The 24,515-nt window shown below is 47.8% G+C and carries 12 protein-coding genes; 4 read left to right on the plus strand and 8 right to left on the minus strand.

Annotation, left to right across the window (positions count from 1 at the left end; translation table 11 throughout):
- Nucleotides 1–90 precede the first annotated feature (90 nt).
- Nucleotides 91–10,515: a cadherin-like beta sandwich domain-containing protein gene (locus AC1DXC_RS15480; protein WP_477460062.1), complete on the minus strand. Its 10,425-nt coding sequence runs from the start codon at nt 10,513–10,515 to the stop codon at nt 91–93.
- A gap of 706 nt (nt 10,516–11,221) precedes the next feature.
- On the opposite strand from AC1DXC_RS15480, the gene AC1DXC_RS15485 reads away from it, so the two are divergent.
- A complete protein-coding gene (locus AC1DXC_RS15485; protein ID WP_477460063.1) occupies nt 11,222–13,954 on the plus strand; it encodes a TonB-dependent receptor in 2,733 nt (910 codons plus the stop codon).
- 145 nt (nt 13,955–14,099) lie between these two features.
- On the opposite strand, the gene AC1DXC_RS15490 is transcribed toward AC1DXC_RS15485, so the two are convergent.
- From AC1DXC_RS15490 to AC1DXC_RS15505, 4 genes are all read right to left on the minus strand, one after another.
- Nucleotides 14,100–14,282 carry a hypothetical protein gene (locus AC1DXC_RS15490; protein ID WP_477460064.1) on the minus strand — a complete coding sequence of 61 codons (183 nt, stop codon included), beginning with the start codon at nt 14,280–14,282 and terminating at the stop codon, nt 14,100–14,102.
- Between the two features lie 465 nt (nt 14,283–14,747).
- Complete coding sequence (locus tag AC1DXC_RS15495; protein WP_477460065.1) at nt 14,748–16,214, minus strand: ligand-binding sensor domain-containing protein; 1,467 nt, start codon at nt 16,212–16,214, stop codon at nt 14,748–14,750.
- A 299-nt stretch (nt 16,215–16,513) separates the two neighbouring features.
- Nucleotides 16,514–18,844 carry a TonB-dependent receptor gene (locus AC1DXC_RS15500; RefSeq protein ID WP_477460066.1) on the minus strand — a complete coding sequence of 777 codons (2,331 nt, stop codon included), beginning with the start codon at nt 18,842–18,844 and terminating at the stop codon, nt 16,514–16,516.
- Between the two features lie 241 nt (nt 18,845–19,085).
- The gene (locus AC1DXC_RS15505; RefSeq protein WP_477460067.1) at nt 19,086–19,544 is read right to left on the minus strand and encodes a hypothetical protein; all 459 of its coding nucleotides are present in this window, start codon (nt 19,542–19,544) and stop codon (nt 19,086–19,088) included.
- 250 nt (nt 19,545–19,794) lie between these two features.
- On the opposite strand from AC1DXC_RS15505, the gene AC1DXC_RS15510 reads away from it, so the two are divergent.
- The 3 genes from AC1DXC_RS15510 to AC1DXC_RS15520 all read left to right on the plus strand — a co-directional run bounded on the left by AC1DXC_RS15510 (nt 19,795) and on the right by AC1DXC_RS15520 (nt 21,832).
- Nucleotides 19,795–20,451 (plus strand): DUF4331 family protein, encoded by a 657-nt coding sequence (locus AC1DXC_RS15510; RefSeq protein WP_477460068.1) that lies wholly within the window; start codon nt 19,795–19,797, stop codon nt 20,449–20,451.
- A gap of 35 nt (nt 20,452–20,486) precedes the next feature.
- Nucleotides 20,487–21,032, plus strand: coding sequence for a DUF4331 family protein (locus AC1DXC_RS15515; RefSeq protein ID WP_477460069.1), 546 nt, complete (start codon nt 20,487–20,489; stop codon nt 21,030–21,032).
- A gap of 113 nt (nt 21,033–21,145) precedes the next feature.
- Nucleotides 21,146–21,832 carry a HupE/UreJ family protein gene (locus AC1DXC_RS15520; RefSeq protein WP_477460070.1) on the plus strand — a complete coding sequence of 229 codons (687 nt, stop codon included), beginning with the start codon at nt 21,146–21,148 and terminating at the stop codon, nt 21,830–21,832.
- 161 nt (nt 21,833–21,993) lie between these two features.
- Here AC1DXC_RS15520 and AC1DXC_RS15525 read toward each other — a convergent pair whose 3' ends face one another.
- The 3 genes from AC1DXC_RS15525 to AC1DXC_RS15535 form a co-directional block, all read right to left on the minus strand.
- Nucleotides 21,994–23,283 (minus strand): tetratricopeptide repeat protein, encoded by a 1,290-nt coding sequence (locus AC1DXC_RS15525; protein WP_477460071.1) that lies wholly within the window; start codon nt 23,281–23,283, stop codon nt 21,994–21,996.
- A 121-nt stretch (nt 23,284–23,404) separates the two neighbouring features.
- Nucleotides 23,405–24,325 carry a HupE/UreJ family protein gene (locus tag AC1DXC_RS15530; protein ID WP_477460072.1) on the minus strand — a complete coding sequence of 307 codons (921 nt, stop codon included), beginning with the start codon at nt 24,323–24,325 and terminating at the stop codon, nt 23,405–23,407.
- Nucleotides 24,306–24,509 carry a hypothetical protein gene (locus AC1DXC_RS15535; RefSeq protein WP_477460073.1) on the minus strand — a complete coding sequence of 68 codons (204 nt, stop codon included), beginning with the start codon at nt 24,507–24,509 and terminating at the stop codon, nt 24,306–24,308. The genes AC1DXC_RS15530 and AC1DXC_RS15535 overlap by 20 nt, the downstream gene beginning before the upstream one ends.
- Between the last annotated feature and the right edge of the window lie 6 nt (nt 24,510–24,515).

Here is a 24,515-nt window from a genome sequence, read left to right on the forward strand (position 1 = left end):
GTAATGGCATTATTTTTATTGCTCCGCACTAAAAAAACAAAGCCTTCAGAAAAAATCCGAAGGCTTTGCGGCTGGCTGGTAATTGTGATTTTACTTAATAATAGTAATGTTGCCCGTGCGTATGCCCTGGTTATGCTTCAGATCGATGATGTAGTAATAAACATCGGGCGGCAGGGTGCGGCCGTTGAAGGTGCCGTCCCATGGAGTGCCGTACCCTACCGAATTGAACACTTGCTGCCCGCCACGGTTGAAAATCTTCACCGTGCAATCGGGATACAGGTTTATGTTAGGCAGCACCCAGGTATCATTTACACCATCGCCATTAGGCGTAAACACATTCGGCAGCGTGGTAGCAAACGAGGCGCGGGTTACCACAATGTTGTAACGTTTCACGGTTATGCCGTCTTCTGCAGTCACCACCACAAATATCTGGTTGGGTCCATCGGCCAGCACTATATCGCCCGATGAAGAGCCGCTAGCCACCGATACACCATTTACCTTTATTTTGGCATGCGGCTCGCTTACAACGGCCACCACATTGGTTTTGGTAACGCTGCTTTGTACCGTAGCTGTGTAGTTATAATTACTGCTGTTGAATGCCGGGCTCAGCTCTCCCTGGGTAAGGAACATCGAGGTAAGGCTGGCATCGGTAGATGGCGGTTTAACTTCGCGCGTTACCACTATCGAATACATATTTGTTGTACCATCTGCGGCGGTAACCACAACGTTTATCGTATTCGGCCCAACGGTCAAGGGGATATTCTGCGTTGCCGAGCCATTAGCTACCGGCGTACCGTTTACGGTGATAGAGGCGGTTACGTCGCCGGGTGTAGGCGTAATCTTTATAGCGTCGTCCTTGTAAGGTACAGTAGCCGTATAGTTGCCGGTTGAGGCCGAAAAAGCAGGCGATAAGGTACCCGCGCTTAGCTGCAGGCCGCCCAGGTCTGCATCGTTGGATAAGGCCCTGTTGATGGTAACCGTGTAGGTTTTTACGGTACCATCCATAGCGGTTACGGCCACGGCGATATCGTTATTGCCAAGCCCCAGTGACGTAGCTGCCGACTCGGTGCCGCTGGGCAATTGCTGGCCCAAAACATCGATGGTAGCGTTAGCATCGTTTACGCTTGCGGTAATAGTAGCCGAGGTGGTTGCATTGCTTACGTTCACCAAATAACTGATTACCCCTGCTGAAAATGCCGGGCTCAACGGCCCCGCGTTGGTAGAGAGCGCCGAGAGGTTGTTGTCAGAAGATTTTAGCCTGGTAACCACAACGGTATAATCTTTCTTGGTGCCGTTTTGGGCGGTAACGCTTACGGTAACGGTGTTTTGCCCTAATGCCAATGGCAACGAAGCCGATTGCGCCCCGCTGACAACTGCGGTGCCGTTAACCGTTACGGTTGCGGTAGCATCGGCAGTAAACGGCGTAAACTTAATGCCCGTAACCTGGTATATCACTACTGCCTGGTAGCTCTGCGTAGCCGGGTTGAACGTTGGCGATAGCGTACCGGTAGATTCGGGTATAAGGTTGGCTAAATCGGCATTGGCCGATGCTTCGCGGGTAGCTACGATGGTATAGGTTTGCTGCGTACCGTTTTGGGCCGTTACCACTATGGTGATGGTATTGGTGCCCACGATAAGCGGAACGGTGTTGGAAGCCGTGCCCGAAGCAACCGTAGTGCCGTTTACTTTAACGGTAGCGGTAGCATCGCTGGTGTTGGGCGTTATGGTAATACCGGCATCGGCATTGCTTATGGTAGTGGTATAATTAGTAGTGCCTGCAGCAAAAGCCGGGCTCAATGTGCCTGCGCTCAGAGTTACGCCCGCCAGGTCGGCATTGGCTGATGGCAGTCTGGAAAGCGAAACGGTATAGGTTTTGGTATTGCCGTCCTGGGCTTTTACTACTACCGGGATGCTGTTGGTGCCAACGTTCAGCGGGATATCGGGCGAGGCCGTGCCGCTGGCTACGGTTATGCCGTTAACCGTTACGGTAGCATTAGCATCGCTGGTGGTTGGGGTTATTTTTATAGTGCTCACTGTATTGGCAACCGTCGCGACTGTATAGGCCGTAGTGCCAGGGGCAAAAACCGGGTTTATTGGGCCGGCATTGGTGGTTAACCCGGCAAGGTCGGCATTAACGGAAGCAGCACGGGTAACGGTTACCGTGTAGGTATTGGTGACCCCGTTTTGGGCTGTAACAATGACGGTAATGGTATTGGTGCCACTGGTAAGGTTGATTGGCGCCGATGCCGCACCGCTCGCTACGGTTACGTTATTCACCGTAACCGTAGCCGTTACATCGGCAACGGTTGGCGTTACAGTAACGCTGGTAATGGCATTGCCCACTGCGTCGGTATAATCGTTTATGCCCGATTGGAAAGCCGGCGTAAGCGTGCCGTTACTTATCGTCAGATTGCTCAAGTCGTTTTCAGACGATAGTGCACGGTTTACGATAACGGTATAAGTTTTTATAGTTGTGCCGTCCTGCGCGGTAACTACCGTATTGATGAAGTTGTTGCCAACGACCAGGAAAATCGGCGAGGATGATGCTCCATTGGCAACCGCCGCGCCGTTTATCGTTATGGTTGCCGTATTATCGGCTAAAACCGGCGTAAGTTTTATACTGGTAACATTGTTGGTAACCAGCATGGTGTAGCCATATATGTTCGAGCCGAACGATGGGCTGTAGTTGCCTGTGCTTACTCCCAGCGCGTTAAGGAACGCGTTGGATGATGGCGCACGGGTAACCGTTACCGTATAAGTTTGGGTTGATGTGCCATCCTGCGCAGTTACCGTGGTTGTGATTACGTTTGGCCCAACCACAAGATTAATTGCGCTTGACGTGCTGCCGCTGGCAAGGGTTGTGCCGTTCACTTTAACGGTGGCGTTTTGTTCGTTCACCGTAGGCGTAAGCGTAACAGAAGTTACAGCATTGCCTACCGATGCTGTATAGCCCGTGGTTGCCGGGGCAAAAGTTGGCGTTAAGGTGCCAGCGCTTATGGCGATGTTGCTCAAAGTAGCATCTGGCGAGGGCGCGCGCGTTATTGTTACCGTATAGTTTTTGATGGTGCCATCCTGCGCGGTTACCGCAACGGTGATGCTGTTAGGGCCAACGATAAGCGGGATGCCGGCCGAGGCAGAACCGCTAACAAGGTCAACGCCGTTAACCTGTACAGTAGCATTTGGTTCTGCAACAGTTGGCGTAAGGGCAACACTGGTGATGAGGTTGCCTACAGATGCGTTGTATGTAACCGTACCCGCCGCAAATACAGGACTAAGCGTGCCGCTGCTCACGGCCAGATCCGCAAGGTCGGCATTTGGCGATTTGGCGCGGGTTACGGTTACCGTATAAGATTTCTGTGTTCCATCTTCGGCGGTTACAGTGGCTGTAATAACATTTGGCCCAACGGCTAAAGCAATAGCGCCCGATGCCGAGCCGCTGCTCACTGCATTACCGTTCACCTGCACTGTGGCCGTTGCATCGGCCACAGTTGGCGTTAAGGTGAGTGAGCTGACAGCATTGCTAACCGAAGCAACATAACTTACCGTGCCTTGCGCAAATACCGGGCTCAGCGTGCCGCCGCTCAGGGTAATATTGGCCAGGTTAGCGTTTGATGATGGCGCACGGGTAACCGTTACGGTGTATGTTTTAGGCGTACCATCCTGCGCCGTTACTACGGTGGTGACAGTATTAGCCCCCACTACCAGTGCAATATTGCCCGAAGCTGAGCCACTGGCAACCGTGGTACCGTTCACTTTTATGGTGGCGGTTGCATCGGCCACAGTTGGCGTTAATTTAATGGTGGTAATGGCATTGCCAACAGAAGCCGTGTAGCTTGTTGTACCTGCACCGAATACGGGGTTTAACGCGCCTGCGCTCAGCGTAATATCCGCCAAATCGGCATTTGACGATTGCGCCCGGGTTACCGTTACTTTATAAGTTTTGGTTGTCGCGCCATCCTGGGCGGTTACTACGGTGGTAATTACGTTCGCCCCTACCGTCAATGGGATATTGGCCGATGCTGCCCCGCTGGCAACCGTTATGCCGTTTACCTTAATGTTGGCGCCGGCATCCGCAGTAGTCGGCATAAGGTTGATTGCCGTAACCGCGTTGCCTACATTAGCCGTGTAGTTTATCGTACCCGCTGCAAATGATGTATTCAAAGAGCCTGCACTCAGTGTGATATCCGCTAAATCGGCATTGGCCGATGGCGCGCGTGTTACGTTTATGGTGTAAGTTTTGGTGCTGATGCCATTCTCCGCAGTAATCACTGTGGTAATGGTATTGCCTCCAACATTCAGGCTGATGGCGCCCGAAGGCGTGCCGCTGGCAACCGTGGTACCGTTTACGGTGATACTAGCGTGCGATTCACTGCTGGCTGCAGTAACCTGTATGCTGTTGGTAGCGTTACCAACAGCTACCGTATAGGATGAAGTAGCCTGCGCGAAAGCCGGCGTTAATGTACCCGTACTTACGGCCAACGATAGCAGGTTAGCATCGGTAGATGCCACCGGAACGGCTCTGGTAATGGTTACCGAGTAGTTTTTAACAGTTCCATCCTGCGCGGTTACCTGTATGGTAACCACATTTGGCCCCACCGCCAAAGGCATGGCCGATGAAGCCGAGCCGCCCGCAACGGTGTTGCCGTTCACTTTTATAATAGCGTTGGCATCACTGTTGGTTGGCGTTACGGTGATGGTGGAGGTAGCATTGCTCACCAGATCGGTATAGCTGGTAACCGCCGGGTTGAAGGTTGGCGATAACGAGCCGGTGCTTAACACCAGATCAGATAGATCGGCATTAGATGATTGCTGCCTGGTAACCGTTACGGTGTATGTTTGGGTGGTGCTGCCATCCTGTGCGGTTACTGCTGTAGTAATCACATTGGCACCCACAGTAAGCGCTATCGACCCCGATGTCGAGCCGCTGGCAACGGTATTGCCATTAACTTTTACGGTGGCATTTGGTTCGGTTACGGTAGGCGTTATGGTTATAGAATTGGTGGTATTGGCAACTGTGGCGGTATAACCTATTGCAGCCGAAGAAAAGCCTGGGTTTAAAGTACCAGCGCTTAGGGCCAGGTTGCTCAGCGTAGCATCTGCCGATGGGGCGCGGGTAACCGTTACTTTATAAGTTTTAGTACTGCCGTTTTGTGCAGTAACAACGGTATTGATTACGTTGGCACCTACGTTAAGCGCAATATTGCCCGATGCCGAGCCGCTTGCCACCGCAGTACCGTTTACGGTAATCGTTGCGGTGGCATCGCTTACCGTTGGTGTGAGTGTAATGGTGGTAATAGCATTCCCAACCGAAGCTGTATAGGTTATGGTGCCGCCGGCAAACGAAGGGTTCAAACTGCCGGTACTCAGCGTAAGGTTAGCCAAATCGACATTGGCAGATGCCGGGCGGCTTACATTTATGGTGTAGGTTTTGGTGCTGCCATCCTGCGCGGTTACCACAATGGTTATGGTATTGCCACCAACAACCAAAGGTATTGCCGTAGATGCCGAGCCGCTTGCAACCGTAGTGCCGTCTACCGTAATGGAGGCATTTGCTTCGTTTTGCGTGGGCGTTATAGTGATGGTGTTATCGGTATTGGCAACCGTAAGCGTGTATGCCCCGTTTGCGCTGGTAAAGCCCGGCGATAGTGTGCCTGCGCTTACCGTTAAGCCCACCAGCGTGGCATCCGAAGAAGCATCCCTGGTAATACTAACCGTATAGGTTTTGGTTGTACTGCCATCCTGGGCGGTAACAACAACGGCAATGCTGTTTGCCCCCACATTAAGGGCAATAGCGCCCGACTGCGTGCCGCTGGCAACAGCGGTGCCGTTTACAGTTACCGTGGCCGTTGCGTCGCTAAGCGTTGGTGTTATGGTAGTAGAAGCAGTGGCATTGCTTACGCTCGAGCTGTAGAACAATGTCCCTGCGCTAAACGCTGGCGATAATGCGCCGCTGCTTGCGGTAAGATTAGCCAGATTATCGTTTGCCGATGCCGCCCGCGTTACGGTTACCGTATAAGTGGTGATGGTAGTGCCGTCCTGCGCAGTAACTACTACGGCGATAGGGTTAGCACCCACTGCCAAAGGCACGGGTGCCGATGCTGCGCCGCTGGTTGTTGCAACGCCGTTAACGGTTACTGTTGCGTTAACATCGCTAAGTGTAAGCGTTAGGGTGATGGTTGTTGTAGCGTTGCCAACAGATGCCGTATAGCCTGTTGTTGCCGAAACAAAAGTAGGGCTTAAGGTGCCCGCGCTGATGGCCAGGTTTGCAAGGCTGGCATTTGCCGAAGCCGCGCGGGTAACAGTTAGCGTATATGTATTAACCGTTACGCCATCCTCCGCAGTAACCTTTACGGTAATAACATTTGCGCCCACGGTTAAGGGCTGTATCGCCGATAATACTCCGCTGGGCGTAGTAACGCCGTTGACGGTTATGGTTGATACCCCGCTGTTTGAGGTTGCCGTTATGCTAATGCCTGTGGTGGCGTTGCTTACAGATGCGGTGTATCCTGTAGTCGCAGGTGCAAATACAGGCGACAAGCTACCCGCACTGATGGTAAACCCGGATAGCGTTGCATCTGAGGATTGTGCCCTTGATACATTGATGGTGTACGTTTTAGTGGTTACGCCATCCGAAGCCGTGACAGTTGTGGTAATAGTGTTTGAACCTATCGCAAGAGGGATTGCGCCCGACACCGCACCACTGCCAACTACTGCACCGTTTACAGTTATAGTGGCAGTTGCATCAGATGCTGTTGGCGTTACTGTAATACTGGTGATGCTATTGTTCACCGACGTGCTATAAACCAAAATACCGGATCCAAAGGCGGGCGATAAAGTTCCCTGGCTTAACGCCAGTGCCGAAAGATCGGCGTTTGTACTTGCAGCCCTGGTAACCGTGAAATTGTAGGTTTTAACCGTAGTGCCATCCTGCGCCGTTACAACAGTTGTAATAACGTTTGCACCAATATTTAGCGGGATGGTAGCCGATGCTGCACCACTGGCAACGGTGACCCCGTTTACTTTTATAGTAGCGGTAATATCGGCAACAGTTGGCGTTACGGTGATACCGGTTATCGTATTGGCTACGGCAGCGGTATAAGTTAGGGTGGCAGCGTTAAACACAGGTGTTAAAGTACCATTACTCAACCCCATCGAAGCAAGATCGGCATTTGCCGATGCAGCCCTTGTTACTTGTATAGTGTAGGTGTTGTTATTACCATTCTCATCTGTTACTACGGTGGTGATGGTATTAAGCCCTACTGTTAAAGGGACAGCGGTTGAGGGTGTTCCGTTGGCAACAGTAGTGCCGTTTACCGTTATGGTGGCCAGGCCGTTAGGGCTGGTTGGTGTCACGGTAAAGGTGGTTGTAGAATTGCTTACAGCTGTTGCATAATTAACTGTACCTGCGGCAAATGCCGGGTTTAAGGTACCCGCACTTACGGTTAACCCCGATAGATCGGCATTTGGTGGTACCGGCACCCTGGTTACATTAAGGGTATATGTTTTTTGGGTAACACCATCAGTAGCAGTCACCACAATTGAAATGGCATTTGCACCAAGCGCCAGCGGCACCGGGGTGGAAGCTGCGCCGCTAACAACAGTTACGCCATTTATTTTGATGTTGGCCGCCGGTTCCAAGGCTGTTGGCGTAATAATGATGCTCGTTTTTGTAACACTGGCGCTATAAGTTGTAGTTGCCGAAGCGAATGCCGGCGATAAAGTGCCGGAATTAAGCGTAATGTTACTTAAACGCGCTTCGTTGGTTATGTTGAATACTCGTATAGTTATGTTAGAAACACTGCTGCCTCCAAGGTTGTAAGCAGTAATTGTATAACTGCGGCTCGGTGTTACAGTTGTTGGGGTGCCGCTTATAATACCGGTTTTATTATCAAATACGAGCCCGTCGGGTAAATAATTGTGGGGGTATATGCCATAGCCAACCGTTTCAATTTTACGCACCGCGTTGTTGCCATAGTCTGCCACAAAAAGGTGCCCGTTTTGGTCTGCAGCCACACCCAGGGGATAAGAGAAGCTTGACGACATGCCGTTACCGTTCAACAACCTATACTGTCCATCCCCGGCAAAAATGATTACTTCGCCGGAAGGTGTGATTCTGCGTATCTTACTGTTTGCTGCATCGGCTACATATATAGTACCTATTGGGTCAACAGCCACCGCGGCTGGCGAGTCAAATGCCGCCGCAGTTCCTACACCGTCAACTTCCCCGGCGGTTCCCCGGCCGGCAAAAGTTGTAACCAGCCCTGCGGGTGTTATTTTTCGTATCACCTGGCCAAGCAGATCGGCTACAAAAACATTCCCGCTAAAATCGCTGGCAATGCCAATTGGCACCGTGAAGGTTGCTGATGTACCCGGGCCATTTACCGATCCGGTTGCACCCGTTCCGGCAAGCCTGTCTACCTGCCCGTCGAGCGTCCTTTTGCGGATCACCTTATTATCCTGGTCGGCTATATACACATTTGATAACCCATCTACGGCCACTCCAGCGGGGTTAGCAAACTCCGCATCAGCATCGGGGCCATTTACATAACCATAATTACCGGCATAACCCGCAAGCGTGCTAACCGTTCCTGCGGGCGATATTATCCTGATCTTGTTGTTCCCGGCATCGGCAACATAAATATTCCCCTGTGCATCCGAGCCCAACCCTGTTACATTGTTTAAACCGGCGCCTGTACCGGTGAATAACGATACAGCGCCCGCCGGCGTTATTTTGCGTATTTGCCGGGTTTTATCAGCCACATAAACATTACCCGCGGCATCCGCGGTTATACCCCATGGTGCAGAAATCCCCGTTGCAAACGTAGTTACCTGCCCATAACTAATGGCAGGTACCGCGCCCCCCGTATTGGTAGGCGCCAAATTTGGTATAGCTACATTTACAGGAAAGTTATTAGTAGTATTATATGATATAACGGGGCCGGCAATGGCCGTCTTTGCCCTAACTACCGATAGCAGGTAGTTACCTATCGTTACACCATCTTCCGCAGTCACCTTTATGGTGATATCGTTATTTCCCAAGTTTAAGGGGATGGTATTGGATGCGGCTCCGCTTGCCAGGGATGTGCCATTAACCGTTAGCGACGCCTGAAGGTTATTTAAAGCCGGCGTAACCGTAGTACTTGATGTACCATTGGCAACATTAATAACATACCTTTTGCCTGTTGCCACAAAAGCAGGATTTATACTGCCAACACTTGCTGTTAAACTGCTAAGTGTTGCATCTGTAGACGGTAGCCTTACTGCTATGCTTACAGTTTTGCTGCTGCTTCCAGCATCATTATAGGCAAAAATGGTATAATTAGCTGCTGCGGTTACCGCAGTAGGCGTACCGCTGATAATGCCTGTTGTTGGGTCAAAAACCAGGCCGGCAGGCAAATCTTTATCAATAAAATAGCCCTTGGTAATTATTTTGCGTATACAATTGGTACCGTTATCAGCGGTGTACATATTGCCGCTCGGGTCGAAGGTGATACCTATAGGGAAACCAAAGTTTGCAGTACCGCCTACCCCATCTATCCTGTCGAAATAGCCACCTGCACCGGCAAGAGTAACTACATCGCCATTGGGGCTTATTTTGCGAATAACACTGTTATATGAATCGGTTACAAACACGTTCCCGATGGCGTCTACTGCAACATCGCCTGGCTTGTTGAACCGTGCTGCTGTTCTGTTTGCGTTGATATAACCAGCCGCTCCGTTGCCCGCCAGGGTAGTAACCGTACCGGTTGGCGTTACTTTACGTACAGCACTGTTATTAAAATCGGCCACGTAAACGTTGCCTGCCGCATCTACCGCCACCCCAAACGGGTTTTTGAACGATGCTATAGCAAAGCCGCCGTTAGCGAAACCGCTGGCCCCGCTGCCCGCTAAAACGCTTACAACGCCTCCGGCTATTTTACGGATCTGGTTGTTACCAAAATCTGCTACATAAACATTGCCTGCTGCATCTACAGCTACGTCCTGCGGATTGTTGAATTCGGCCGATAAGGCGGGTCCGTTGGCAGAGCCCTGGTTGCCGCTTCCCGCAATAACTGTTACCACACCTGCGGGTGTAGCCCTTTTTATCAACTGGTTACCGGTGTCGGCTATGTAAATGTTACCATCTGCACCAACCGCCACCCCACCCGGAGATGCCAAGCCTGTAGATATAAATGTGGTAACATCCCCCGTGGGGGTCACCTTACGGATAACATTATTGTCGTAATCGGCCACATAAATATTGCCTGCTGCATCGCTTGCTATGGCATAAGGCGCCCTGAAGCGCGCGGCTAAACCGTTAGCATCAACCAAACCGGCGGCATTATCGCCCGCCAGGGTTGTAACCTGGCTGTATACCGTATTAGGAACTGCACCGCCCGAATTTGTGGGCGCAAGATTTGTAATAGCTTTGCCAAGCACAAAAACCTGTGGGCTTGGGTAAGAAATGTTGGGAGCCTGCGCAAAACCTTCCCCAGCAATTATCAGTAAAAAAACAGAAAGTAAAAGTTTCTTCATATTGTCAAATCCATCGGTGCCGCCAAATTATTACTGCCATTTAAACTGGCGCATACATTTTAAATGTGTAAACGTCGGTTTTGCCTGCACTATTTAGAAAATAGCCCAATAAATATCACATTAAAATTTGTGCAGATCGCCCCGGGCAGAAAGCAGCCTGCCGGGTGATAATTTTACTGATATAGAAAGAGAGCAACCTCACGTATATCAGTAAAGAAATTTTAATAGTTATTAATTAGAGCTGTTAACTTAAAAATAATAATTTTCTTTTATTGGCTTAGCCCTTGCAATACAAGGCGGGGGTAATAAACTAATAATGAGAAATTTATAGGGGAAAAGTACGATTATTATTTTTATTATCAAAACTATAATATATTAGTGCTTTGTAAATGCTTCATTGTCAATATCATACTTTTAACTCATCGGGGTTATCATTTTGGCAATAAAAATCTATCTATCCAAAAGAATCTTTTTTTTTAATTTATTTTATGCCAATTGCCAAAAAATCGCATAAAAAACAATACGGCGCTTTTTTATAAACACCTAAAAATGCCATTTTATTAAAACATCATCATTTTTAAGATAAAAGCAACAATAAATTAACACATATATTGAATTATGTATAATTATTGTTACCTTACGTTTAAATTTCAAACTCTTTACCCCTATCCGAGCATTTATGAAGAAAAATCTACTCCTAATTTTGATGTTATTTTTAATAACAGGCACTGCCCTTGCCCAAAAGATAACAATTACCGGTACGGTTACCGGCTCTACCGACAATTTAAGCATGCCGGGCGTAACTGTAAGGGTTAGCGGGAGCACCATCGGTACCAGTACCAATAAAGACGGTTACTATTCTATTTCGGCCTCGCCAACTGCCGAACTGGTGTTCAGCTTCACAGGCTACAAAACGCAAACGGTTACCATAGCCGGCAAAACCACCATCAACATAACACTGGAAAGCGATATAGCGCAACTGAACGAGGTGGTGGCCATAGGTACACGCTCGGCAGGGCGCGTAAAGCTGGAAACCGCAGTACCTGTAGATGTGGTTAACGTGAGCAAAGCCGCAGCCTCTACCGGCCGGCTTGACCTGACCGACATACTAAACTACAGTGCGCCATCTTTCAACTACAACAAGCAATCCGGATCCGACGGTGCCGACCACGTAGAACTGGGTACGCTGCGGGGTTTGGGCCCCGACCAAACACTGGTGCTGATAAACGGCAAACGCCGCCATTCAACGGCCTTTGTTTCGGTATTCGGAACGCGCGGCCGCGGCAACTCGGGCGTTGACCTTAGCTCGATACCCACCGCCGCTATCGACAGGTTAGAAATCCTGCGCGATGGTGCTTCGGCGCAATACGGCTCTGATGCTATAGCAGGCGTTATTAACCTGGTGCTGAAGAAAAACACCAACGTATTTACCGCGAACGTAGGTTACTCTGGTTATTACGACCCTACTTTCAACAGCGGCAATAGTGTAGTTTCGGGCTATTATCCGCATGGTAAAACCATCGATGGGCAAGGCATCACTATTGATGCCAACTACGGTTTCGACCTGGGCAGCAATGGCGGTTTCTTTAATATCACCGGCGAGTATGCTAAAAACGGCAAAACGTACCGCCAAACGCAAGATACCACTACCAGCAACCCTGCTGCTTTGCCAATAAACCCCTATCGCCGCGCAAACGGCGATGGCAGCTCTACAAGCGGCACAGTATTCTTCAACAGCGAAATACCATTAGCAGGCACCCAAACCACTTTTTACAGCTTTGGCGGCTACAGCTACAAACCATCTGATGCTTACGCCTTTACCCGTAACTTATCGGGCAGGCCAGAGCGTTTCCCCGTAGATTACGGCAAATCTACCGATATCATCTTCACCACCCCTGATGGTGAAACTTACTACAACCCCATCATCCAAACTCATAATACCGACGTATCCTTCGCCGCAGGCTTTAAGGGTACCGTTGGTGATGGCTGGGACTGGGACCTGAGTAACAACACGGGCAACAACAAGTTCCATTTTTTTGGCGATAAAACTTTCAACGCTTCGCTAGGCGCGTACAAAACGCATTTCGACGATGGCGGCTCGGAGTTTTTGCAGAATACCAGCAATTTAAACATCAATAAACATTTCAGTAAAGTAGCATCGGGCCTAAACTTTGGTTTTGGCGGCGAGTTCCGCTACGAGCGTTATAAGATATTTGCCGGCGAAGATGCATCGTACCGCAACTACGACCCTACCGGCGCGCAGGCCGCAGGTTCGCAGGGTTTCCCGGGTTTCCAACCTGCCGATGAGGCCAATGCAAACCGCAAAGTGGTTGGTGTCTATGCCGATTTCGAGCTCGATGCAACCAAAAAATGGCTCATCGATTTCGCTAACCGTTACGAGCATTACAGCGATTTCGGTTCTACTTTCAACACTAAATTCGCTACCCGCTATAAAGTAACCGATAACTTCAACATCCGTGGTTCGGTAGGTACGGGTTTCCGCGCGCCATCGCTGCAGCAGATAAACTACAGCAATACCTTTACCAACGTACAAGGCGCCATCGTATCCGAAGTTAAGATTGCCCCCAACTACAGCCCTATTACCAAAGCGGCAGGCATCCCTAACTTAAAACAAGAAAAATCTAAGAACGCGGGCCTGGGCTTTACCTACAAACCTATCCCTGAGCTGAGTTTTACGGTTGATGGTTATATTATTAAAGTTACTGATCGCGTGGTGCTATCGGGCCAGTTCAGCGCGTCTGATGCCACGCTCGATCCATCGTTCACCAACGCCCTTAACAGCCTGAATGTAAGCGCAGCGCAGTTTTTTGCCAACGCTGTGAACACTACTAACCGTGGTTTGGATATCGTGATAGATTACAGCAAAACCGTTGGTGCTAACCGTTTCAAGGTGTTATTTGCAGGAAATTTCCAGAGCATGGATATAGACAAGGTAAACTACCCACCTATTTTGGGTACCACGCCTGCGCTTCAGGCTACCTTCCTTAGCGATCGCGAGAAGAAATTCATTCTGGCATCGGCACCGCCGCAAAAATTCACGCTGAACCCGGAGTATGGCCATAAGAGCTTTACCGTGGGCACCCGCTTTACCTACTTTGGCAAGATAGACCTGCTTGGCTACGGCGATGGCAGCACCCTTAGCCCAACCGTACCTACAGACGATGGCTCGGCACAACTACCCGATCAGTACATCTATAGCGGCAAGGTAACCAGCGACCTGTATTTTTCTTACAAGGCGAGCAAAACCACCCGTTTTTCTATCGGTGCTGATAACGTGTTCAACGTTCACCCCGACCTTGCTTACGTAAAAGGCGCAAAAGGCTGGGCTTACAACAACGAGCCATCAGGCCCCTTCGATGCGGTGCAAATGGGTAGCAACGGCCGCCGCTTCTTTGCACGCGTAGGCTTCACGTTCTAAACAAATATGACCCCTATATAACTAAGCCGCCCTGTAATGGGGCGGCTTTTTTGGTTACTATCAACTAAAAAAGCCGCATCCGGTTTCCCGGTGCGGCTTGCTTTTTAAGTTAATAGTTCTAAATCGATGGTGTTTTTAAACGCCCTTAATGGTGCTGTGGGTAGTGTATGCGTTCCAGTTTGCCGTTTGCGTTGATGGCGTACTCTGCATCGCTTGTGTCTGTATTTACTTTTAATTCAGTAACAGGTTTGGGTTTAGCTTTACGGGGTATCAAGGGTATTACTAATAAAGCCAATAGCAATGCCACCCCTAAAAATTCAATTAACATGTCGGTTTTTATTTAATATTCAAATCATTTGTACTTGCGCATCCAAAACAGTGCCGAAAATTTGCGCCCGGAAGTAAAACCATGTTTAAACAATTTAAACACCGATTTTTATTTTTCCGGCGAAATTCAACGCCAATGCCACCTTCCCGAATCGGGAAGATATTTTTCAAAATGAACTGTTTAACAAGCCATTAGGTTTAATAAGAGGGAATTGGTTAGCCTTGTTTTTGCTGTTCAAATTACTATGCATACATACGATTTATTTTATAATAAGTTGTATGTATTTTTTGAGATATTTTTTGCGGGGGCGGCACCAAGGATGGGATGGTATCTTTGCCCGCCGGGGTTAGCTAAATATTATTCTTTTACCACCCGGGCATTCCCTTAAATTTCTTTACAAATCGGAGGTATTTAGGGCTTTTCCTTTGGATACCTTAGTCGCCATAGCAACAAAGCAGCAAGCTTTTATTTACGTTGCACCCTTACCAACCCTTGCCTGGTGGTTAGATATAATACGCCCTTGTTATCGAAAGCCATATTGCTAACGTAAGATGTTGGTATAGCCGAGTTTTGGTTATGATAGTTTTCCCATCCGTTTTTAAGATCCCACCTCACAAGGCCTGCCTTGTCAGTCGCTATCCAAAGCACCTTTTCGGTCCTGTCGTATAACAGTGTAGAAGTACCGTTGAATGGCATCCCCGAGTTTGCGGTAGTGTACTGCTTAATACTGCCATCGGGGTGGTACACGGCTATGCCCTCGTCCCTGTTAACCTCTTTTTTATCCTTCGGGCCGTACTCATAAAGCCCGAGGTAAATATTGCCGTTCTCGTCCTCATCCATCGAGGTGATGCATTTGCCTTTTAACACGGTATTGGTTGTATTGAACGATGTTGCCTTTCCGTTTTCATCTATGATTACCGATCCACCAAAGGTGCCTACCCAAAGCCTTCCCTTAGCGTCTTTCTTTGCGAAGTACACCCTGTTAGACGGTAATTGGGCAACGTTTGCCTGGTTCAGCAAGCTCCAGTTGCCGGCCTTGAAAATGCCAAGGCCGCTGTCTGAACAGAAGTACACTTCGCCACTCGCTTTGTTATTGATGATTTTATAAGCGCCTTTGAACCCAATTTTTAACGTATCCATCAAAGCCCATCGCCCATTGCTATAACTGTATATGCCGCCTTTTGCATCAACCCATATCGTGTTATCATTATCGCATGCAACAGCACGGTAGCCAAAATATTTACCCTTAGGCGTAATGTCTTGCTCGTTAGGCATAAAGGTTGTGCCATTAAACTTTACCAGGCTTTGTTCAACGCTAATCCATATGGCGTTGTCTTTATCAACCGTTAAATAATCGATGAAGTTATTGGGCAGGTTCGAGTTTTTTGAGTTCCAAACCTGTATAGCGTAGTCTTTTAAGTGCTCGTTGCTATACTGGTAGTTTTTGTTGAATATATCGGGATCCATAGGGTGATCGAAAGATTGCCTAAAGGCTTTCATATCTACCCGTTGTACCTGTGCCGATAATATGCCGTCCTTAATTTCTACCAGCAGGCTAATTGATGTTCGGCCTTCGGTTTTATTTCCGGCTTTTGCGGGTATCCAGCTGGTAAAAGCGTTCAGCTGCGTTACGATCCCCTGCACCAGTTTACTGTTCGATTTGTCGGTATGGCTTAATACGCAGCCGTGCCCAACGGAATCTACCAATACCTGGAACAGTACCTTGCCGGCAACGCCGCTAAAGCCGCCGGCTTTGTTCAAATCGGCCACCAGCGTTTCGAACTCCGGTGATTTTACGCCGGCCTTCTGGTCGCCGCAATCGAGGCAAAAAGCACTGGTTTCGCAGTTACTAAGTTTATATGGATAGATATTTTGCGCTTTCGCGATATGCGATGCAGTAAGTACAAGCAGCATCAACATCAGCTTTTTCATGATAATCCGATTTAGTGAAGCAATGATAATTAAATCGGCAGAAGTATCCCGGAAAATATCAATTATTTACCGCGAAGCTGAGCTTATTTGCTGTACGACGATGCCGCAGTGCTGCTTGCCACTTTCATGTAAAAGCCTAATATGGCGTACATAGCCAATATAATACCACCTCTAAAAATTCAAATCATTTGTACTTGCGCATCCAAAACAGTGCCGAAAATTTGTGCCCGGAAGCAAAACCATATTTAAGCAATTTAAACACCGATTTTTATTTTCCGGCCAAATTCCTTAACGCTTTTTTATCTGAAGAAATAACTTACATGTACCAACGCCGCGAATTTTGTACCCGCCGTAAACGCTATACCGTTAACGGGCTGCTGGTTTTTCAAACGGGTGAGGGTTTCGAACTGGGTTTCTTTCCATTTTACGTTGAAGAGGTTATTGATGGTCAGCCCCACCTCGAATTTGGGTTTGGTATAGTTCAATACCAAATCGTTTACGAAGTAACCTTGCGCGGTGAGGCTATAATCTTCGTTAGCGGCGCGGTTGCCCAGGTAGCGGTAACGCAGGCTGCCGTTGAAACCATCTTTAAAAATATAGGTGACGCCACCCGTGCTGCTCCACACCGGGGCAAGGGGGATGTAATTCTGGCCGGCGGGGCCGTCTACAGAACGGCCATGGGCATAGTTTAAATCCGCATCGAAATAAAGGGATTTTATCGGCTGGTAACGGGCCGAGAGATCGAAGCCGATGCGGCGCGTACGACCGCTAAAATCTACCGTGCCGCCATCGCCGGCGTAAACGTATTCGTTTTGCAGGTAGCTATACCATACCGCAGCATTGAACAACAGGTTTTTGGCCGGCTTAAGCAGGGTGCCCAAATCGGTACCGTAAGCGGCAGGCAAGGTTTGCAGCCCGTTTTGCGCCACAACCATCCGCGCATCGTTAGAGTGGAAGCCCTTGCCCGTGAGCAGGTAAAGCTGCACCTTATTGGTAGCCTGGTAATAAAAACTAAGCTTGGGGCTGATGGTGTTATTGTTGGCTTTGTAAATGCCTGTGCCGTTGAGGGTACCATCGCCTGCCAGCTTGTTATCGTACCGGTAATAAAACTGATCGAAACGCAAGCCCGCATTAATGGTGAACCGTGGGCTAAGCTGCAGGGTTTCGTTGAGGTAAACGCCCGCGCTGGTTTCGGTAACATCGCCCAGTTTGATTGGATCAATCAGCGTAAAATTATTTACGGTGTGGCTTAGTTCGCTATTATCGGTTGCATCATGCCTGATATTGATACCCGCATCGGCAGTCAACTTCATATTGCCTATGTACCCTTCGTGCAGGTAGTTTCCGTTGTAGCCCAATAGGTTACGGGCCTCGCGCTGGCGTATTTCGTCGCCGTTTACGGTATCGGCCAAAAAGAAGGTAAAATTGGTATGCAGATCGAACTTATAGCGCGAATAATAAAGCTGGTTTTTGATGATATCGTGATTAATAAGCGTAGTCAATAATTGCGCATTAATGTTGCTGCGCGAGGTTACGCCTCCCTCGTTGGGGTCCAGCGCGCCGTAGAAGCCTACCAGGCCTTCCTCTACTGCGCTCTCGGGTATCTGGCCCGATGCCTTCCAACTGCTGTACATGGTAGATGCGGTAAGGCTGAGCCAGTTATTATCATTAAGCCTGCTGTGGTATTTGGTAAAAAAGTTGAAACGCTTAAAGTGCTGCGGATTTTCGAAATAGCTATCGCTGTAACGGTATTCTGATGCAGCATACCAGGATTGGCCATTGGCTTTGGCGTTCTCCCCCAATAAATTAACCATACCCAATACGCGATAAGTGTTGAACTGACCGGCATCTACTTTAATGATATTGCTGCTGATGGCGTCGGCGGTATGGAAATCTACAAAACCAGTAACGGCAAGGTCGCCTTTTTCGGCATCGTACATGCCCTTTTTATAGGTGGTGCTTTCGATGGTCTCGGGGATGATGAAGTGGCTATCGGCATAGCCTTGCCCGTGTGCGTGCGACAACATATTGATAGGCATACCGTCTACGCTCATGCTCAGGTCGGTGCCGTGGTCGTTATCGAAACCACGCAAAAATATCTGCTCGGCCTTACCCCCGCCCTGGTGCTGCCCTATAAACAAGCCCGGCACTATGCGAAGCACTTCCTGCGAGTTAGAAACGCCGCGCAGTTTGATATCCGTTTCGCTGATAGCTTTATAGGGGTTGGTGGTATTGGCCGTTATCACTACATCGGCCAGCTGGGTTTGCCGTGGCACCAAGCCGATGGCTTGCGCGTTCTCGAAATCGGCAAATAACAGCGTTTGCTTTTGATAGCCGATGGCCGAGACGATTATTTTTTTCGCCGATGCGGGCCCCTTATTAAAAAAGAAACGACCGTTTTCGTTTGTGATATCGGTTTGATTGCCTGGCGATAAAAGTACGGTAACACCGTTTATGGGCGCTTTGGTGGCGCTATCGATGACCGTACCTGTAATGTTTTTTTGCTGGGCGAAAACTGCCGGCATGCTTAGCAAAGCAATAGCAACCAATAACTGCCTTTTACCAGCCGGCCGCACCATGCCTTTGTTGGCGATAACCCTTTTTAAATATGAAAGTACTTGAATATACATAGGTTTTGTTTTGCCCGAGATAATAACAACCTCCGGATAAGACAAATTCGACCCACCCCGATTTTGATTAATGCAGGGCGAGGAATAAGCTGATAATAGGCGGGTGCATAAAATGCAGCGCCATGTTTGTATGAAAAAATAAGGGAATTTAAATTAAAACCGATACGGGAGTTACCGAGTGGAACTAACAAAACGGTGCAATAGCATACCGGTTTTAATTAAAACTTTAATTCGCGGAGGGTTATACTACCGGCGGCCGGTAATAAATATCAACATAAGAAAACGTGTAGTTGAACTTATAGGGATAATAGGGCCTTATGGTAAAATGGTAATCAACAAAGGTATAAGCCGTATTAAACAGCAGGTGTATAAATTCTTCAGAACCTGTTTTGCCGTTGGATGAGGACTTATCTTTTGACGATTGCTTCTCAGCATTTAAAATTTGGTAATGCACATGTGTTTTACCGTTCTCTTTGTGCACGGTAAGCAAATGCTCTTTTTCCCAAAAAGTATGCGCTACGGCATCCGTAAAAACGGGCGTTATCGAATTAAAAATAAACAACGAGTACGATAACAACAGCAGGTATCCTACATCTCTTGCCAGCTTCTTTTTCCACGGCCCCTCGCCTGCATATGGGGTATTACCCAACGGCTTATCAAGGTCGTAAATAAACAGGAACCAGTAGAGTTTTTTTAACAAGGTTATAAGCTATGAATTGTAAAACAAACTGCATTTACGTTTTTTTCAGGGTATTGGTTTTTTCATTTCATAGGGTTATTTCTAAAGCAAACGATATTATAGCTAAATGCCATTGGCCGTACAACCACAGGCTATAAATTACTTATTATCAAGCTATTCGTTAAAAAATAAATATCAAAATCTTAAAACCGCTATCAAATTTCCTGCGTAATTCCTCCAAACTTCTAATCTAATATTTAAAAACAAAACAATGAAAAAGAGCAAATTTTTAATCGCCGCAGCTGTAGCATTAACGCTTGGAGGCGGAATACTATGGGCATCTGACCATGCCGATGCACCTGGTGTGAAAACCAAAAAAACCGACATTACAGACCTCTACGTTTTCCAGGGAGCAAACACTGCTAACATGGTTTTTGTAGGCAATGTACAGGGGCTGTTAAGCCCAACGGCAACTTCGACAGCTTCGTTTGACGAGAACACCATGATTGAATTTAAAATAGACAACAATGGCGACAATGTTGAAGATTTGGTTATTCAATGCGTTTTTAAAGCTGGTGTAATGTATGTTTACGGCCCTGTTAAACCAGGCACAACCGGCTTATCAAGCACGGTAGTTGGCACGTACAACGTTTCTGTACCGGTTACCCCTTATGCTTCATCGGCGCCAGTTACTGCAACATCTGCAACGGGCATTACAGCTTTCGCCGGACCAAGAGATGATCCTTTCTTTTTTGACCTTGACCAATTCCACAAAATCACCGGCGGGACTGCAACTAGCTTCTTAGCCACTGGTGTTGATTCGTTTAAAGGCACCAATGTAATGAGCGTGGTAATTGAACTACCGAAAACATTGCTTAACAGCACAGGTAAACTTGGCGTTTGGTTACAAACAAAATCAAAATCGTAACTAATAAATATTATAAAATCAAAGAAAGTAAAATCATGAAAATTAAAATACATACCATTATAGCTGTTTGTGCATTAAGCGTTACGTTAAGTGCATGTAGCAAAAAAGAAACAGCTACACCAGCCGATCCGTTTACCGGCGTAACCTTTTCAGCCACCGGCGACCAGGTTGGCCGCCCGGGTATTGCAACCGTATTTGTATCAGCTGCCGATAAGGATAATTTTAACGCAACTATACCATCGTTAATGGGTGCAGCTTACCAGGCTAAATTCCAGGCACAGTTACAGGCTTATAACGGCGGCGCTTACTCAAGCAATATTTTAGGCTTAAATGCAGCTGCATTTACCGGTGTTTTAGCAACTGACGTTTTAGGCGTTTCAACAACAGGGAAAACCACATATTATGACGGGACAAATGTATTAACAGGTCGTGCCCTGGGTGATGACGTTATCGACGTAAGCCTGATACTAATATTTGGCGGAGCAACCGGCGCTTCAAACCCGGGCTTAACTTCTGACCACGTAAATGCGAACGATAAAGTATTCTTAACTGCTTTCCCTTACGAGGCAAGCCCCTGGTAGTAATCAGCAAAACTTATAAACAACAAAGCCGGGGAATTTTACCCGGCTTTGTTGTTTATTTAAAACGCCCGTTGTTTTATTGAATTTATTACTTACTTAGCCTTACCCAAATTATGGATAACCGGTTTGCACAATCGTTTCAGCATTATCGCCGTGTTACTGGTATAACATTGCTGTTACTGCTTTTTAGTGAACCATTGTGGGCACATGTTATAGTGGGCGAACTTGAAAAAATGTCGAAAACCGATGCGGCCATGGTTTATCTGGGCATTGGTTACACCCATATACTCCCTCTCGGGTTCGACCATATACTTTTTATACTCAGCCTTTTTTTATTAAGCCCCAAACTAAAGCCGGTTTTATGGCAGGCTACTGCTTTCACGGTAGCACATTCGGTAACGCTGGGCTTGGCCATGTATCATATAATTTCCCCGCCTGCAAAAATTGTAGAGCCGGTAATTGCCCTGTCTATAATGTACGTGGCTCTGGAAAATATCACATCGCCAAGGTTAAAAACATCGCGGATAGGTGTTGTATTTTTATTCGGTTTGGTGCATGGGATGGGGTTTGCAGGAGCGTTGGGCCATTTGGGCTTGCCTAAAAACGCCTATTTAACCTGTTTGGTAATGTTCAATATAGGGGTTGAATTAGGGCAGCTTACGGTTATATTATTAGCTTATTTTTTAGTAGCGCGCTGGTTTGGCGATAAACCTTACTATCGCAAATACATTGTTGTACCGCTATCTGCAATCATCGCGCTTATTGCCCTTTACTGGACCATTCAACGGCTATTCTTTTAATTACCGGCTTACCGGACCGATAGTTTGGCCGTCAAGAAAAAAATCAAGCCGCGTCATTTCCAATTTGAGTTCCTGATATCAGAATTCGACAGCTATCCTGTATTTCAGTATTTTAAAAACTAACAGCTGCTTGGATGCGGCATTTGGTAACGTTTGTATCGTTACTCGTCCAGGTTTTTTTTCAGGTCGTTTGCCATAGCGGGGCTAAGGTCGTACACGTTTTTGTTGGCGGCTTTAAAAAACTCCTGCGCATTATATCCCTTATCCAAGCCCTGCATCAATTTGCCCATATAATAAAGCTCCAGCCCTTCCAACGGCTTACCTGATACATGTTGCTGAAACACTTTATACGCCCGGTCTTTTTGGTTATCAACAAAAAGGGCGTAAGCATACCAGGCGTATGTTTGCGGTGTAGTACGGTTGTTCAGTTCGTCCGTAGCAAGGGCAAGTGCTTTGGCACGTTGGTTTAATACCCCAGTATAAATTTCAATTAAATATTTGTTATACATGCGGCCATAAATGGTATCGGTGGCTTTGGCTGCAAATTGCGCGGCATAACGTTTTTCAAGCGCGGCATCGCCCCTGCCCTGCGCCATTTGATATAATTTAAATAGCGGGTCGGGCAGTTTGTTTTTGCTTTCAACAAACTTAAATATCTTCTCGGCCAGGGTGTCATTTTTATCATTGATCAATGCAAGCCAGCCTAAGCCCATCATGCTGTGAAAATCAACCGGGTTTATCTTCATGCATTGCTTATAAAGTTCCCCGGCCTTTTGCAGGTCGCCGGCATGTATGTAGAGGTCCGCCGTGTTCGACAGCGCTACATCAAGCAAATAAGGCGATGTTTTGCCTTTGCCTGCAGCCTGTTGCATGGCGCTGATGGCACTATCAATAGTGCCGTTTAGGTGGTCGAATTTTGATCTTCTGAAGTAGTAGTTGTAATCGTTCGCGCCTTTCAACTGGCCTAAATACAGTTTTGCTGCCACATAATTGCCCAATTCAAAATTCACATCGAATGAAAGTGTTACAGCGGCAAACTTCTCTATCCCTGCTTTTTTTGCCTTTTGCAGCAGCGTATCTGCTCCCCTAAAATGATGCTGCAGCATTGCAGATGAGGCCAAAGCAGCAAACGGCGAACCCAATGAATTATTATACGTTCTATTTACCCCTTTTAAAATTGCCTCTGCCTGTTTTACATCGGCTATATCACCAAATTCATGGAAACGTGCTATTAAAGTAGCCGCATACCTCGATTCATCCACCTGCCCCGGATTCTTAGGATCTATCCTGTTTTTCCAGAATTGCATTTCTTTATCATTATCGGTAACCAACCTGGGCAACGTATAGTGGCTCATCAAGCTGTCTACATAGGCTTCCTCAACTATTTTTGTATTCTTTTTGCAGGACGAAAGAAGGAACGCGGCACAAATAGCAATCGTAAAATATCTCATGGGGTCTGTTTAAGATAAAATACGTAATCGTGGCGTTTTAAGTTTGATACCCGGCAACGTAGCGTGCATTAATACCGATGGGCGTTGCAAAAACGCCGGCTTTTACCTGTGTCGGTGCCAATCACTTACTGTACGACGATGCCGAAGTGCTGCTTGCCACTTTCATGTAAAAGCCTAATATGGCGTACATAGCCAATAACAACACCAGCCATGGGCCATAAACTGTTGCCGTCGCCATCGCAGAGGCTATGAAATTCGGTTGGTTACTTATCTGTTCTGCCATCCAGCCTGTCGCAGCTACAGCAGCCACCAAAGCACCTGCAACGCGCAAGCCTTTGTAATGATTAATACGGCTGAGGATAATAAGCCAGGGGCTGACTATGGCAATAATCAAGCCCAACATCAATTCGATGCCTAAGCTAAAGGCCACGATACCGAGAGCCAAATGCCCGGCATCAAAGTTGAGGTTTATCAGCGTTTCGGCAAAGGTCATGCCGTGTACAAGCCCAAAACCTGCCGCTATGTACGCCTCTTTACGGGCAAAAATAGGTTTATACGCATGAACTGCGACTAGCAAAATACCCAGGGCCATCAATATCCCGGTAATGCGGATGGGGAAGTGGATGATGCCCGTAGCAAAGATGAGCAGCGTGATGGTGTGACCTATGGCGAACGCCCCCGTTATCCTAACTATCCGCACCAGGCTGTACCCTACCCCACCAAAGCCGCTCCATTGCCCTTTGTTAGAAATAACCAGTACCGCAGGCAGTAGCAGCATAAACAAAAATAACAGCTGGTAGGTACCCTGCCTTATTTGCTGCAAACCCAGGGCCAGCATATTGCCGAAGCCCGCCCAGGTATTGCCTTGCGGGTTTGCCGCTATTAATAATAAGTTAGTGGTTTTTATTTGGAGCAAAGGCAGAAAAGCCGGCGCAATATGCGCATTTACCCTTAAGGTGCTAATAAGACCAACCAAAAGCGTGATTATAAACAGCCGACCGCGCTGCGCGGTACGGCTGCTTTTACTGGCCTGGATATGCATCTGGAACTTTAAAAGTTAAAGTCGTTGCCAAAATCGCGCGGGTGATTGCGGTTGATGCTATAATACTCAAAATTAACGGAATACGCAATAGCATCCCCGGAAACTTATCTCCAAACGCCCGCCAGGCCAATAAAGCCATAAACGCCGGCACCAGTGCCATCAGCAGCCTTTTTATTTGCACCATAGTCAA

The sequence above is a fragment of the Mucilaginibacter sp. P2_D11 genome (assembly GCF_056404435.1).